The organism is Priestia sp. YIM B13490 (genome assembly GCF_042787735.1).
Classification (GTDB): domain Bacteria; phylum Bacillota; class Bacilli; order Bacillales; family Bacillaceae_H; genus Priestia; species Priestia megaterium.
Genome location: NZ_JBHZOT010000001.1, coordinates 38,980 through 54,578, shown reverse-complemented (window position 1 = coordinate 54,578; position 15,599 = coordinate 38,980). Strand labels below are relative to the sequence as shown.

Annotated in this window: 13 protein-coding genes and 1 riboswitch; of the genes, 5 read left to right on the top strand and 8 right to left on the bottom strand. The window is 37.7% G+C overall.

Translation table 11 applies throughout. The annotated features are described in order from the left end of the window. The first annotated feature begins 20 nt into the window (after positions 1–20). Positions 21–638, top strand: a complete 618-nt coding sequence (lexA, locus tag ACFX4R_RS00240) for a transcriptional repressor LexA (RefSeq protein WP_013058778.1) — start codon at positions 21–23, stop codon at positions 636–638. A 211-nt stretch (positions 639–849) separates the two neighbouring features. Beyond that, positions 850–2,295: a magnesium transporter CorA family protein gene (locus ACFX4R_RS00235; RefSeq protein WP_097824479.1), complete on the top strand. Its 1,446-nt coding sequence runs from the start codon at positions 850–852 to the stop codon at positions 2,293–2,295. A 112-nt stretch (positions 2,296–2,407) separates the two neighbouring features. Here ACFX4R_RS00235 and ACFX4R_RS00230 read toward each other — a convergent pair whose 3' ends face one another. After that, positions 2,408–2,605 carry a hypothetical protein gene (locus ACFX4R_RS00230; protein ID WP_377568273.1) on the bottom strand — a complete coding sequence of 66 codons (198 nt, stop codon included), beginning with the start codon at positions 2,603–2,605 and terminating at the stop codon, positions 2,408–2,410. A 241-nt stretch (positions 2,606–2,846) separates the two neighbouring features. Between ACFX4R_RS00230 and ACFX4R_RS00225 the strand changes: the two genes are divergently transcribed. Genes ACFX4R_RS00225 through ACFX4R_RS00215 form a run of 3 tightly spaced genes read left to right on the top strand, consistent with a single transcriptional unit; the run spans position 2,847 to position 5,739 of the window. Beyond that, positions 2,847–4,352 carry a glycosyltransferase family 39 protein gene (locus ACFX4R_RS00225; RefSeq protein WP_340446904.1) on the top strand — a complete coding sequence of 502 codons (1,506 nt, stop codon included), beginning with the start codon at positions 2,847–2,849 and terminating at the stop codon, positions 4,350–4,352. A gap of 20 nt (positions 4,353–4,372) precedes the next feature. Next, positions 4,373–4,765 carry a GtrA family protein gene (locus tag ACFX4R_RS00220; protein ID WP_097824481.1) on the top strand — a complete coding sequence of 131 codons (393 nt, stop codon included), beginning with the start codon at positions 4,373–4,375 and terminating at the stop codon, positions 4,763–4,765. Then, complete coding sequence (locus ACFX4R_RS00215; protein ID WP_377568269.1) at positions 4,762–5,739, top strand: glycosyltransferase family 2 protein; 978 nt, start codon at positions 4,762–4,764, stop codon at positions 5,737–5,739. Before ACFX4R_RS00220 ends, ACFX4R_RS00215 begins: the two co-directional genes overlap by 4 nt. 38 nt (positions 5,740–5,777) lie before the next feature. Here ACFX4R_RS00215 and ACFX4R_RS00210 read toward each other — a convergent pair whose 3' ends face one another. The 7 genes from ACFX4R_RS00210 to hflX form a co-directional block, all read right to left on the bottom strand. Further along, positions 5,778–6,755 carry a cation diffusion facilitator family transporter gene (locus tag ACFX4R_RS00210; RefSeq protein WP_116514688.1) on the bottom strand — a complete coding sequence of 326 codons (978 nt, stop codon included), beginning with the start codon at positions 6,753–6,755 and terminating at the stop codon, positions 5,778–5,780. 109 nt (positions 6,756–6,864) lie between these two features. Next, positions 6,865–8,691 carry an APC family permease gene (locus tag ACFX4R_RS00205; RefSeq protein ID WP_013084729.1) on the bottom strand — a complete coding sequence of 609 codons (1,827 nt, stop codon included), beginning with the start codon at positions 8,689–8,691 and terminating at the stop codon, positions 6,865–6,867. A 161-nt stretch (positions 8,692–8,852) separates the two neighbouring features. Then, positions 8,853–8,993, bottom strand: a riboswitch (cyclic di-AMP (ydaO/yuaA leader). Positions 8,994–9,184: 191 nt separating this feature from the next. Further along, a complete protein-coding gene (locus ACFX4R_RS00200) occupies positions 9,185–10,231 on the bottom strand; it encodes an N-acetylmuramoyl-L-alanine amidase (RefSeq protein WP_043976565.1) in 1,047 nt (348 codons plus the stop codon). Positions 10,232–10,960: 729 nt separating this feature from the next. Continuing rightward, positions 10,961–12,295, bottom strand: a complete 1,335-nt coding sequence (glnA, locus tag ACFX4R_RS00195; protein ID WP_013058785.1) for a type I glutamate--ammonia ligase — start codon at positions 12,293–12,295, stop codon at positions 10,961–10,963. Positions 12,296–12,378: 83 nt separating this feature from the next. Then, positions 12,379–12,786 carry a MerR family transcriptional regulator gene (locus ACFX4R_RS00190; protein ID WP_013058786.1) on the bottom strand — a complete coding sequence of 136 codons (408 nt, stop codon included), beginning with the start codon at positions 12,784–12,786 and terminating at the stop codon, positions 12,379–12,381. Between the two features lie 190 nt (positions 12,787–12,976). After that, a complete protein-coding gene (locus tag ACFX4R_RS00185) occupies positions 12,977–14,239 on the bottom strand; it encodes a methionine gamma-lyase family protein (RefSeq protein ID WP_025750257.1) in 1,263 nt (420 codons plus the stop codon). A 14-nt stretch (positions 14,240–14,253) separates the two neighbouring features. Further along, positions 14,254–15,516, bottom strand: a complete 1,263-nt coding sequence (gene hflX / locus ACFX4R_RS00180) for a GTPase HflX (RefSeq protein ID WP_016765352.1) — start codon at positions 15,514–15,516, stop codon at positions 14,254–14,256. Positions 15,517–15,599 lie beyond the last annotated feature (83 nt).

Genomic DNA, 15,599 nt, shown 5'->3' with positions numbered 1-15,599 from the left:
CTAAAATCGAGGTGAAAAATATGAAGCTATCAAAACGTCAACAAGACATACTAGATTTTATTAAGCATGAAGTAAAATTAAAAGGTTATCCGCCTTCTGTTCGTGAGATTGGGGAAGCGGTAGGATTAGCCTCTAGCTCCACTGTACACGGGCATTTAGCTCGTTTAGAAAGCAAAGGGTTAATTCGCAGAGATCCGACAAAACCAAGAGCAATCGAAGTTCTTCAACTAGACGAAGTAAACATCCCTAAAAGCAATGTCATTAATGTTCCTGTTATCGGTAAAGTAACAGCGGGTCTGCCTATAACAGCCGTTGAAAATGTGGAAGAATATTTCCCTCTTCCAGATAAATTCGTTTCTCCAGATGATCATGTATTTATGCTTGAAATTATGGGAGAAAGTATGATTGAAGCAGGTATTCTAGATGGCGATATGGTAATCGTACGTCAGCAGCAAACAGCTAATAATGGAGATATTGTGGTCGCTATGACCGAAGACAACGAAGCAACGGTAAAACGTTTCTTTAAAGAAGAAAATTTCGTTCGTTTACAGCCTGAAAATTCAACGATGGCGCCTATTATTCTTCGCCACGTAACGATTTTAGGAAAAGTAACTGGTGTATATCGCACGATTCACTAATCAGACACTGTATATAAAACCAACTAATGATGATGTTAGTTGGTTTTTTTACGTTTGTTTTCTAAAAAAATTGGCATATTATAAATGATATGTTGAATCATTGCAGGCAGGTAGAACGGTTTTTATAAAGCTTGTTTTACCTTTTACTTTCTACCTGCATTTCCTCGACTCTTACAAGGAAATACAACCGACCATAAGAAGGATGTAGTTTATGACCAATACACCAAGGAAAACAGAACCATTTCAAACCATTGTACCTACCAAAGCAATGAACATGTTTCTATTTCCTTTTTCCTTTGACCGAAAAAATAAAGAGCAGCTTGTTCATGCGCTGAAAGCAAATTTGTTCGAGTTTTTCTCCATTCAAAACAAACATTTAGAAAAAGAATACTACGGAGAACAATATTACGTATCTCATGATAGCCTGGATCAATATTTTCTTCCTTACATTGAATGCATTCTATTCCCTGACTCGTGCGAAAAAGAAGGGTTGCTTCGATTTTCAAAAAAAATAGACCATGCCATTACGTTACACACTTCCTCCACCACCGTGTCTAGCAACGTGCTGTCTGTGGATGTTTTTTTATGTCCTTTTGAAATTGGCGTCATGACCATTCGTACTGAGATGAGCCATAATCATTACACCTATGATGATATTTTAGAGTTCATGAATCATTTTCGTGTATTAGAACCGAAGCTTGCTGAAGAGCATGGATCCACCATTACCTATGAACACCATCGCTATAGCAAAGTACAAGATTATATTTTTTCACAGCTCGCGCCATTTTTGAACGAACACATCAAGAAAGAAGCCACACGTGAACAGCATGTGGGGAGCCTTCCTTATTTTATCGATGAACGGATGTTTGTGTTAAGTTATGTAACGGTAAATCAAGAGCAAGAGATTAATTCCACAACTTTATTTCGTACTGGACAGCTAAATAGCTATATGCCTGACGGGAAAGCGTTTATTTCTGCACACAATCATGAGTATATTAAAACGTATAATACTAAACACGTGTATTCCAGATGGGCTCCTGAAACCTATTACGTCATAACAGACCATGTGTTTTCATGTATTTCTAAATCGACAGACTCTAAAACGGATCAGCTTTTGATGAATCATCTATTTGGCCAGCATTACTATAATTTATTTTTACATTTTTTCTATAAAATCGTGTTGTTAAAACTATCTTATGAGTATTCTCAGCTCACGTTTCATAAAAATTCAGAGGGCATTGAACGACTAATCCGCTCTATTACCGTGTTCTCAGGTAAATATTTATTTTTAGAAATTAGCTCTCGCACAGAAGGTCAAGAGTTTTCTGAGCTCTTTAAAAAAATCTTCCATATCAATTCTCTTTATCAAGAAGTCAAAGAAACTCTTGGTACTTTGTACCAAAATCAAGAGAAAATCGCAGCTAAGCGTCACAATTACTTATTATTAATTTTAACGATTTACACGGTTCTTTCCGGTATTTACGGAATGAATTTAGTTATTAGCAAACTAAAGGGAAATATCAATTGGGATAGTATGAAGCAGTTTTCTATCTTTGAATATATCGCTTTAATAGTAGCTCTATCAGGAATTCTGATCAGCATTAGTCTCGGAGTGAGTTCCCTATGGAATTTATTAAAAGATCGGTTTAAAACATAAAAGCTGTTCGCATCAGAAAACACATGATAAAAAAGAAGAGATTGAGACATAACTAAATCAAGCGAATCTATAGGGGAACAAATGGAATAAATAAGCTAGTAGGGATTGCTTGTTACACCGCAGTTGATTTCCGTGCAAGACTTCGCTTTCCGCGGGCGGCCGATGAGCCTCCTCGTCGCTTACGCTCCTGCGGGGTCTCACCTGTTCCGCTTTTCCCACAGGAGTCTTCGTCTTGCCCTCCAATCAACTGCTGGAAGGAAATAAACCAATGAAACCTACGTTCACCATAAAAAAACGAACCACTAATCAAACATGATGATCAATGGTTCGTTTTTCACTTCGACTAAAATCCTTTTTTCCCAACCTCTTTTATCTATTACTAAATCACTGCCTACTCCGCTTACCCTTTTATCAAATGTTATGCTGCTGTTGTAATTTCAGAACAATCTAATATTATACTCTATAAGAAAAATATATACAAAATAATAAAATATGGTATCATAGGGTAGGAATTTTGTACCTTATCTTTGAAATAATTTGCAGGAGGTAATATGCTTAACTCATTTTTATCCAAAAGCCTGATCTTTTTATGTGTCATTATTCTCACATGGTCTCTATGGGGCAGTTACAGTGCGATGACAAATTCATTGGAATTAAAAGGCTTGGCTTTAAGTAATTCATTTATTATTGAAGGAATATTTTTCACTTTCCTTGTCATTTTTCTAATAGCAATTGCAAGTAGATACATGAACAAAACTGTTTTTTTTATTTCACTGATTGTTTTGACGTTAGGTATTCGACTAGCATGGATGCTTTCTGTTCAAACGCCTGTAAAATCTGACTTTCTTGTCATGTTAGATGCCGCGCGTAATATTGCAAAAGGAAATTACGAATTTAACCAAAGCGTTTATTTTACTACATGGGTATATCAGCTAGGCTTTTCATTCTATGAATCTGTTATTATTCGCTGTTTTGGAGATAATATTTTTATATTAAAATTGTTAAATATTTTTTATTCCACTGGAACCGTTATTTTTATTTATTTAATTGGCGCAAAAGTATTTAACGAACTTGCTGGGAGAATGGCAGCTTTTCTATATGCGTTCTACATTCCGAACATTCTCTATAGCTCAGTGTTAACTAACCAGCATTTAGCTACTTTTTTATTTTATGCAGCTTTTTATCTTATTATAAAAAGATTTGCTCATAACAAGTTTAGCTGGCTTTATATTGGCCTTCTATTGTCGTTAGGAAATTTAATGCGCCCTCTAGGACCTATTATTATCGTTGCTGTTTTCATTTATTTCATCTTGCAAATTCTTCAACCTTACATTAAAACGAAGGATGCTGCTGAATTAAAAGCTCGTCGAAAGAAAATAGGAAAAAACCTCGTAGGCATACTGGCTACTTTTTTTATTGCAAATGCGCTAATCAACTATTCTTTTGTAGCCAGCGGTATTTCTAAATATCCTTTAAGTAACAGAGATCCTTTATGGAAATTCGTCATTGGCTTTAATTACGAAACAAGCGGTTCTTATTCTTCAGAGGATGCTAGTCGTTTTATGGGTATGCCAATTGGAGAAAAACGAGCTGAAGCAGAAAAAGAGGTAATTAAAGAGCGGGTAGCAGATAAAGAGCAGCTTTTAGATCTCTTTCACATTAAATTCCTAAATATGTGGGGAGGAACGGATGCATCTACATTTTGGAGCATTTCATTAACTCCTCAAGAAGATGTACCTTTTAATAAAGAGAAATTAATTAGTGCTGCTCAAAGTTATGAAAGAATTATTTATGTTTCAACTACTATTCTTTCCATTATTGGACTTATATGTTTATTCCTGAAGAAGCAGGATAAATATCCGTATACACTGTTTTTATTACTAATCATAGGATACGTTCTTATTCACTTGCTTATTGAAATTCAAACTCGCTATCGATTCTTTATTTTTCCAAGCTTTATGCTGCTCGAAGGGTTTGGTATTTCAGTGATTCTATCCTATTTAATAGTACGATTTACTAAAAATGAGCCCAAGACAAAATGTAAAGAGATAAATTAAATGGAAGGGATTATGCAACCGTGATAAAATTCCTGAAATTCGGATTTGTAGGTATAATGAATACCCTGCTCACTATTATCAGTTATTTAGCACTCATTCATTTTGATATGAATTATATATTGGCTAACGTACTATCTTATTTTATTGGCGTCATAAACAGCTACTATTGGAACAAATCGTGGGTGTTTCAAGCAACCGTACACAAATGGATGTTAGCTCAATTTTTTATCGTAAACCTTATTACTTTAGCAATTAATACAAGCTGCTTATTCCTTCTTGTACACTATACACCTGCTAATCCAATAATCGGACAACTGTTGTCTACTTGTATAGGAATGTTTATCAATTTTTTCCTTAATAAATTATGGACGTTTAAGCACACAAACAATCACTCGATAGGAGGTAAAGCATGAGAGAACTAATTTCAATCGTGGTACCTATGTATTTTGAAGAAGAAGTAGCTAATGAATGCTACAATCGCTTGCTTTCCGTCATGCATAAAAACCACATTAACTATGAATTCATTTTCGTCAATGACGGCAGCACCGACCGAACAATTGAAATCTTGAAAAACGTAGCGGCTATGGATTCTAACGTAAAAGTTATTGATTTCGCTCGTAATTTCGGGCACCAAACTGCCGTAACAGCAGGCATTGATTATGCTCAAGGTGATGCCATCGTTATTATTGATGCGGACTTACAAGATCCGCCAGAAATGATTCCCGAATTAATTGCTAAATGGCAGCAAGGCTATGAAATTGTATATGCAAAGCGCAAGAAACGAAGCGGAGAGACCTTTTTTAAATTAGCCACGGCTAAGTATTTTTATCGCTTTTTAAATTATATGTCCGATATCGAAATCCCTAAAGACACGGGAGATTTTCGTATTATCGACCGAAAAGTAGCGGATGTATTCAAAAAAATGACTGAACGTAATCGTTTTGTACGAGGAATGATGTCTTGGATTGGCTTCAGGCAAACATATGTAGAATATGAGCGCGATGAACGTTTTGCTGGTGAAACAAAATATCCTTTAAAAAAGATGATCAAGTTTGCTTCAGATGGAATTATTGGGTTTTCAACGAAGCCTTTGCGTTTAGTAATGGTTATTGGCTTATTATCGGTTTTTGTATCACTTTTAGTTTTAAGTTATTCGATTGTTGTTTGGCTAATAGGTAAAAACATTCAGCCTGGCTGGACTTCTATTATGGTAGCTATCACCTTCTTTAGCGGTATTCAGCTACTTGGTTTAGGTCTAGTCGGACAATACATCGCAAGAATTTACGATGAAAGTAAAAATAGACCTATTTACGTTGTACGTGAAACCATTAACTTCTCGAAAGCTTCAACAGATTCTCCAAACGTACGTGAAAAAGTATATAGCTAAAAAAACAAGGAAGAAAACAGTTGTTTTCTTCCTTGTTCTTATTCTTTTTGAAGCTGTAAATCACTTGGCGCCCAGTCCGGAATTCCATCATCTTCATCAAATTCAATAATGACATCCGTTACTCCTTTTTCCTGTAAAATACGATTTTCCAGACGATCTTTAATATCATCAGCTTCGGCCACTGTTAAAGAAGGATCAATTTCTACTTTTAATTCAACGTGAAGCTCTTCTCCTTCTTTCATCACCATTAATGTTCGAATATCACGCACTTGTACATCTTGCATGACAATCGCGCCAATTTTTATTTCCATTTCTTTATCTGCTTCACCAAGGGCTCCCGCAGCGTTGTCTAAAAATACTCGTCCTACTACAAAAAACATCATAAGCCCAATTAAAATAGAAGCAATTCCTTCAGCTTGGTGAAAGGGTGTAAACCGTGAAATGAAAACAGCTATTAATGCCAATACGCCTCCTCCAGTAGCTACAAGATCTTCCATAAAGACCAGCTTGGTTGCTGGCTTTGCTTTCTTTAAATGAACAAAGCTTTGCGTAAAAACATTGACCTCTGCGGTATTCATTCCGACATCGTGCAAAATTTCTTTCATTGCCTTAAATAAGACAAACATCTCAAGCAATACCGAGATGCCAAGTACTGCAATATTTAAAATAAAGCCTGAAGACTTCGTCGGATGAAGAATGTGGTGATATCCTTCTTTAATCGTTTCAAACGCCATAATCCCTACTACAAGAACCGCTCCTAATAGAACGAGATTAACCAATCGGCCGAAACCGTTTGGAAATCGTTTGGTCGGGGCTTTTTTACTTAATGCCGAACCTATAAAGACAAAAAACTGATTAGCTGCATCTCCTAAGCTGTGCATCGTTTCAGCAAACATCGCTACATTCCCTGTTAAAGCGAAAGCAATCCCTTTAATAATGGAAATAATGGTATTCACTATAGCGGCCATCATGGCCGATTTATTTCCCTTTCGCAACAATTTAATTAATTCACTCATACAATCCCTCCGTTTGCGCCTTTGATGAGATTCGATTACGGTTAGTGTATGTGAATTTAAAAATTAAAAACCTCCAACATACAAGTTGGAGGTTTTTAGTCATGTTTCATTATTTTTTAAAACGGTACGGTACAGTTGTAACAATTACATTTTTACGGTAAAGCAAATGTGCTTTTAACAGCAGACTGGACTGATTGTGAAGAATATTTTGCCAGCTTTTTTTCGTAATGAATTGCGGAATAACGACCGTAATGGCCATGTTATTTTCCCGGGCTTTTTCCTCAGCCATATCGATGAATCGAAACAGCGGCCGCACTAAGCTGCGGTATTGAGAATGAAACGTAACAATACGAATATCAGGCTGCCACTTCTCCCACTTCTCTTCCATTCTCTTTTCGCTTTCTCTATCAAAGGCCACATGCACTGCAATAACGGTATCGCCAATCGTTCTTGCATAATTTAATGAATTTTCTACTACCTTTGTCATTCCTGCTACAGGAACAATGACCACACTTCCTTCAAGCTTTCCAATCTTTTCTCCTTGCTTAATGCGAAGCTGCTCTCCTACCGCTTCATAATGCGTATGAATGCGATGAAAAATATAGACAATAACCGGTAAGAAAATGAGCACGGACCATACTTGTGAAAACTTCGTTGTAAACAAAATAATTAGCACAGTTAAGGTAATGAGGGCACCAATTAAGTTAATGGTTAGCTTCCCTTGCCAGCCGGCCGGCTTTTCTCTAAGCCATTTGACAATCATGCCTGTTTGAGAAAGCGTAAATGGAATAAACACCCCGACTGCATAAAGAGGAATTAATTGTTCAGTCGCTCCTTTAAAAGCTACAATTAAGACAATAGAAGCAATTCCAAGGGTCACAATTCCATTTGAATAGCCTAGTCGATCGCCACGAATTTGAAACATTCTTGGCATGTATTTATCAGACGATAAGTTGACAGCCAGCAAAGGGAAAGCTGAAAAGCCCGTATTCGCCGCTAGCACTAGAATTAGAGCTGTTGTGCCTTGAATAAAATAATAAAATCCATTTCGTCCAAACACACTCGATGCAATTTGTGATACAACCGTTTCATCTGCTTTTGGAGAAATGCCAAGCCAATAAGCTAAAAACGTGATGCCAGAAAATAAAACGGCTAAAATACCGCCCATCAGCATTAATGTATGAACAGCATTTTTTGCACCTGGCTCTTTAAAGTTAGGCACTGCATTTGAAATAGCTTCTACACCTGTTAATGCTGAACAGCCTGACGAAAAAGCTTTTAATAATAAAAACAAACTAATACCTGGCACTACTGTACCGAGAGAGGGATGCAGCTCAGGTGAAACTTGACCTGTCGCTATTTTAAACAAGCCTACCGCTATTAACAAAATAAGAGCAATAACAAATAAATAAACCGGATAAGCTAATACGGAAGCGGATTCTGTTACACCACGTAAATTTAAGACGGTAATAAAAATCACCAGCAAACACGCAATTACTACATTGTAATGATGCAGCGTTGGAAAAGCCGAAGTTAAGGCATCCGTTCCTGCTGAAACACTCACAGCAACTGTTAAAATATAATCCACCAACAGTGATCCTCCAGCGATAAGTCCAGGATTTTCTCCTAAATTGGTTTTCGAAACAATATAAGCTCCTCCGCCTTGCGGATACGCATAAATAATTTGGCGATATGAAAGAATTAAAGCCGTGAGCAGAACCAATACCCCAAGCGCAATTGGAATCGAATACCAATAGGCAAGGACGCCGACTGTTGCAAGTACAATCAAAATTTGTTCTGTTCCATAAGCCACTGAAGATAAGGCATCTGATGATAAAATAGCCAGCGCTTTAAGCTTACTAAGCTTTTGATCGCCTAACTCTTTTGTTTTAAGCGGCTTTCCAATCAATAATCGTTTGAGAACTGAATAGTTCACGTAATTTCCCTCCGATGATTGCTTAGCTACTATTTACTGTCGTTGCTAAGCTCCGTTACAAGTTCACGAATAAGTGATATTATCCCTTAAAAATACCTTTTTATGTTAAAAAAGCGCACAAAAAAAACACTAAGGGTTCTCAGCGTTTTTACACAGCTTAAACCTCCTCTCCAAAACGCTTATGGGGTTAGCTGTCGGATTCGGGCTATGAGAGTAGCCCTACCTTTAAAAAAGGATTCACCCCAAGTGACAATGCACAAATTTGGGTCCCCCACTTCTGACGAATTAAGCGATAACAGGTCAATATAATTTTCGGTTAAAGGGTATGATCGATAACATGTTTCTTTCATAACTATCCTTTGTTCTTAGATAATATACTCCCGTACAAATGGTTTGTAAAGCATTATTTTACGCAAACCATAAAATAGTGCTTAAGGCGCTTTTAACAGAAAAACAAAAGGTCTTCTGCCCGCTTACAGAAGACCTTTTTGCTTTAACTTTTTGCTTTTAAAACGGCTGCTAGCTTGTTTTTCGTTTGAGGACCATAAATGCCATCCACATCATAAGGAAGATACACAAGCTGAAAACGTCTGACTGCATCTTTCGTTTGAACTCCATATATTCCGTCTACTGAACCTACTTTAAAATTCACCGCGTTTAATGCTTTTTGAAGCTGCTTCACGGCTTCTCCAGAATCACCTTGTTTTAAAATTCCATTTGGAAGTGGATATTGTTCCGAAGGTGGAGTTGGGGACGGTGTTGGAGATGGGTTTGGTGAAGTCCCTGAAGGAATAACAATTGTTTTTCCAACCTGTAGTGTTAAAGGATCAGAAAGCCCTGTATTCGCTTCTTGAAGCGCTTGTACTGTTATGTTGTACTTCTGTGCAATACTGTAAAGCGTATCTCCTTGCTTGATCGTATACGTTTTTGTACCTGGTTCAGAAGGTGATGGATTCGGAGTTGGTGTTGGATTGGGGTTTGGAACTGCACGACGAGGTAAATTTAAATATACGGCAATTCCTTTTGCATACGATTCACCCATGCTTTTTAAAAAAGCTTCGTTTTGGAGAAGTGCTGCATCGGTGCGGTTATCAATAAAGGCTATTTCAGTTAGTACTGCGGGCATATTTGTTAAGCGAAGCACCGCATAATTGGCTGATTTTCGACCGCGATTCGGATGATTATACGACAGCAGCGTTGGCTGTACTTGGCCGTGGACAATTGATTGAAACGTTTTACTGGCATTGCTAGCGCTTCTATAAACATAATCTTCATATCCTGTTCCTCCACCGGCATTTACGTGAATAGACATAAATACATCTGCTCCCCACGAATTAGCTTGAGAAGCGCGCTGAGATAACGATAAAAAAGTATCTGTGGTACGAGTGGTTTTAATCGTAAAGTCACTGTAGGTGCTATTTAAATAGCTTATTAAATATTGTTGAATTTTTAAAACTAAGTTTTTTTCATACAGTCCGTTCGCTCCAACTGCTCCTGCATCTGCCCCACCATGTCCTGCATCTAGATAGATTTTTTTCATATTACTTGTCCCTCCTTATTGTTAACATATGTATAGGGGCAAAAAGTGCTACGTATACTAGCCTACTAAGTAGAAATTTACTAAAAAAAGAACCGCTACTCAAAGGCAGCGGTTTATTCTGCGTTGTAGACAGAATATTAAATAGGGATAGCTCTCAAGGAGTGACAGCTATATGCAGAGTGTTGATTCGTTGATTAAATGATAATAATTATCATTTTCATTTGAAGTATACACTAAAAGGAAAGTTTTGTCTATTCTATTATGAGAACGGGCCTATTTAAAAAGCAGAACGCCTATAACAATGAGAATAATCCAAATTGGAATGCTGATTAATATGCCTATTACTAAACCTTTAAAAAAATTTCCTTCTTGCATTTTCATTCCATTCCTCTCCAACAGTATTTTCTAATGATACTACGACTGGCTGAAAATTCTTTGAAGTTATACTGAAGTGCAGAGTGAACACATAAACAATCTCTCTATCTGTTATACACTACTTTTACATATAGATTCAATGAGACAAAAAGCTTATCCTTTTTAATTCTTATAACCAAATTCTTTCCTGTATCTAACAAAACCATAAAAAAGCCTCCTGTAAATTGTACGACAGGCAGCTATACTTGTTTTATGAACAGCTTAGTTCGATATTTAATATGCGCAATGTTATTCATTTTGAAAAACAAAAAAAGTCCGAGAGAACGTATAAACGATCTCTCGGACTTTTAGGAATTAATATTGGCTCATGTATTGGTCACGTTCCCAAGGATGAACTTGTGTACGGAACATATCCCATTCGATTTCTTTCGCTTCAACGAAGTGCTCTGCTAAGTGTTCACCTAATGCAGAAACCATAACTTCGTTTGATTGGAAGCTATCTAAAGCTTGAGCTAATGTTGCAGGTAAATCTACGATACCTTCTTCAATACGCTCTTCTTTTGTCATTACATAGATATTACGATCGATAGGTTTTGGAGCTTCAAGGTTGTTCTTGATTCCATCTAAACCAGCTTTTAATAGAACAGCCATTGCTAAATATGGGTTAGCAGCTGGGTCTACGCTACGTACCTCAACACGAGTTCCTACGCCGCGAGAAGCTGGGATACGGATTAATGGGCTACGGTTGCGAGCAGACCATGCAACGTAACAAGGAGCCTCATATCCAGGCACTAGACGCTTATAAGAGTTTACAGTAGGATTTGTTACTGCTGTAAAGCTGTGTGCGTGCTTGATGATACCTGCGATAAATTGACGAGCAGTATCACTTAGCTCTAGATTACCGTTTTCATCATAAAATGCGTTTTGACCATCTTTAAATAATGAAACGTTACAGTGCATACCTGAACCATTCACACCAAATAATGGTTTTGGCATAAATGTAGCATGTAAGCCATGTTTACGTGCAATTGTTTTTACAACAAGTTTGAACGTTTGGATATCATCACAAGCTTTTAATGCAGCAGCATATTTGAAGTCAATCTCGTGTTGTCCAGGAGCTACCTCATGGTGAGATGCTTCAATTTCAAAGCCCATTTCTTCAAGCTCTAATACGATGTCACGACGGCAGTTTTCACCAAGGTCAGTTGGCGCTAAGTCGAAGTAGCCACCTTTATCATTTAATTCTAATGTAGGTTCGCCTTTTTCGTCTAATTTGAATAAGAAGAACTCTGGCTCAGGTCCAAGGTTAAAATCAGTAAATCCTAACTCTTCCATCTCTTTTAACACACGTTTTAAGTTATTACGTGGATCGCCATCAAACGGAGTTCTATCTGCATTGTAGATGTCACAAATAAAACGTGCTACTTTACCTTTTTCAGATGTCCAAGGGAAAATAACAAATGTATCAATATCCGGGAATAGGTACATATCTGATTCTTCAATACGTACAAACCCTTCAATAGAAGAACCGTCAAACATCATTTTGTTGTCTAACGCTTTTTCTAATTGACTTACTGGAATTTCAACGTTTTTAATTGTTCCTAAAATGTCAGTGAACTGAAGACGAATATACTTTACATTCTCTTCTTGAACTTTGCGGAAAATATCTTCTTTTGTGTACTTTGCCATCGTGTGATCCTCCCCTAAATCTCTATATAATATTTATAATCTATACCCCTCATATACGAACGGCATAAATATTGATAACTTTATTAATGAAAGAACCTGGACATATCTCCTTGATTTAAAGTTGCTCGATTAAAACGGCCTGCTTGCATAAGTTCTGCACGAAGCATTTTTCGCAATTCATCGTCCGTTAATTCTGGCTTTGCTGTTGCTGCCACAACTTTTTCTTCTTGCTTATGCCCTTTTTGCTCCTTTTGAAGATGAAACAGCTGCTTTACACCTGCTAAGTTTACACCTTGTTCAATAAGATCACGGATTTCAAGCAGCTTATCAACATCGTTAAATGAGAATAATCGTCGATTTCCCTCTGTTCTTACTGGTGCAACTAATTCATGTTCTTCATAGTAGCGAATTTGGCGAGCCGACAACTCAGTTAACTGCATCACAATTCCAATTGGGAAAAGTGGCGTATTTCTTCGAATGTTGTCACTCATTTCAGTTCCTCCTTTGGATTAACTATTTACATTGTATGCTATGTTAGTTCACCTGTCAACTGAATGTTAGTAATTCTAACATAAATTTTTCTGAACATTTCTTCTATACAAATAAATAGCACTTCGTTTATTTTTATAAGCCTATCTTTTCTTTCTTAGCGGGGAGAAAATAGTCTTTCTATCTTATATTTTATAAAAGTTCTTTCGTCAGCATTTGATCTACTGCCATGCATATTGCTACTTTTACGTGAGCATACGTTAACCCGCCTTGCACGTAAGCGACATAAGGAGGCCTGATAGGTCCATCTGCCGTCAGCTCAAGGCTTGCTCCTTGTATAAACGTTCCAGCTGCCATAATCACATCATCTTCATACCCTGGCATATAAGCAGGATAGGCCGTTACGTGTGAATTAATTGGCGAAGCAAATTGAATAGCCTGACAAAAAGAAACCATTTTATCGCGGTCATCGAACTGCACGGATTGAATTAAATCCGTTCGTTCACTGTTCCACTTCGGTTCACTTTGCATCCCTAGCTCTTCGAACATAGCGGATGAGAAAACCGCTCCTTTTAATGCTTGACCGACTACGTGCGGAGCCAAAAAGAAACCTTGATACATTTCTTGCAAGCTATACAGCGTCGCTCCAGCTTCTGCACCGATTCCAGGAGTTGTCATTCGATATGAACAAGCTTCCACTAGGTCTTTTCGTCCTGCAATATAGCCGCCGATTTTAGCAAGACCTCCACCAGGGTTCTTAATGAGCGACCCCGCCATCAAATCTGCTCCTACATGCGTTGGCTCGATTGTTTCTACAAATTCACCGTAGCAGTTATCGACAAATACTATAACATCAGGCTTAATACTCTTTACAAAAGAAATCATTTCTTTTATTTGCGCGACTGTAAAAGAAGGGCGAATGCCGTAACCTTTTGAGCGCTGAATGCCTATCATCTTTGTGTGCTCATGAATAGACGCTTTCACTTCTTCAAAATCCACTTGACCTTGCGCTGTTAAATCTACTGATTTATAGCTAATATTATATTCTTTTAAAGAGCCTACGCCGCTTCCTCGTATACCAACAATTTCTTCAAGGGTGTCATAAGGCTTTCCAGTTATATATAATAGTTCATCTCCAGGACGCAGTACACCAAACAGCGATATGCCAATTGCGTGCGTACCTGAAATAATTTGCGGACGCACCAGACAAGCTTCTGTTCCAAAAACGTCCGCGTATACTTTCTCCAACGTATCGCGGCCTAGATCGTCATATCCATACCCCGTTGTCGGATTAAAATGTGAATCACTCACTCGATTTTGCTGAAAGCTTTGCAGCACCCGAAATTGATTTGCTTCAATACGCTCGTCAATTTTCTCATGTACAGGCTTAATTTGTTTTTCTACTTTTGCAGCAAGTTCCCGAATGCGTGCCCCGTTTTTTAACTGATCAAACATCATTTCTTTGTTCCTCAACTTTCTTCAAGCGTTTGTAGCTTTTTGTACAGGGGATGCTCTTTTGCAATATACCCTTTGCACTGATACTTCTCAGTTTCTTCATTGAATTTTAACGACTCAAGAATAGAGACCGTTTTGAGTTCAGCGAGCATTTTTCCTTCATAAGCCGGCAGCAGCACATGAAAAAACGCCATTTCTTTTTTCATTTCTTCTTGAATTCTTTCTCCAAGCTTCACTAAATCAGTAGCTTTAAAAGCGCTCATTGATAAAGATGTCGAAGCGGATGGGACAAATAGTTCATGCTGCATATCTTCTTTATTGTAAACTGTCAGCATCGGAATGTCCGTTACGTTCAGCTCTTCTAGTAAGCGATGCACTGTTTTTTCGTGGTTGTTGTAATCTGGATTAGATGAATCTACCACGTGCAGAACAAGGTCAGCTTCGGTTACTTCTTCAAGTGTTGAACGAAACGCGGCTACTAACGTTGTTGGAAGATCTTGAATAAATCCAACCGTATCCGTTAACAGAGCCGTTAGTCCTGACGGAAGCGTATACTGTCTTGTCGTTGGATCAAGAGTTGCAAACAGCTGATTTTCTTCAAAAATACCCGCCTCTGTTAAACGGTTAAAGATCGTCGATTTACCAGCGTTCGTATAGCCCACAATTGCAATTTGATAGACATGATTACGCTTACGTCTTTCTCGATAACGTTCGCGGTGACTTACCACTGTCTTTAACTGACGCTTAATTTCATCAATTTTACGGCGAATATGTCTGCGGTCACTTTCAAGTTTCGTTTCACCAGGACCTCTTGTTCCAATTCCGCCTCCAAGACGCGACAAAGCGGTACCTTGTCCTACTAACCTAGGTAGCAGATAATTTAATTGAGCAAGTTCCACCTGCATTTTTCCTTCTCGCGTTTGAGCACGCTGTGCGAAGATATCCAAAATCAGCTGCGTACGGTCAATAACACGCGCAGATAACCCTGCTGACAAATTGCGGATTTGACTCGGTGACAATTCATCATTAAATACAATTAAATCAGGCTCTAACTCTTCTTCAAGAGCCACAAGTTCTTCTACTTTCCCTTTTCCAATATAAGTAGCTGGATGAATGCGATCGCGCTTTTGCGTTAACCTTACCAGCACTTCGCCTTTTGCAGTCTCAGTTAAAGATGCTAGCTCATCCATTGAATATTCAAAACGTTCGTCATCGTCATGAAGCTGACATCCGACTAAAATTACGCGTTCAAGTTCAGTATTCATTTCTGCTGTCAAAGATTTTTCCTTCCCTTACTATTAAATTGACAAATCATTCATATCATATCAAAAAAATGTCCATTTCTCCATCTTTGCAAAAG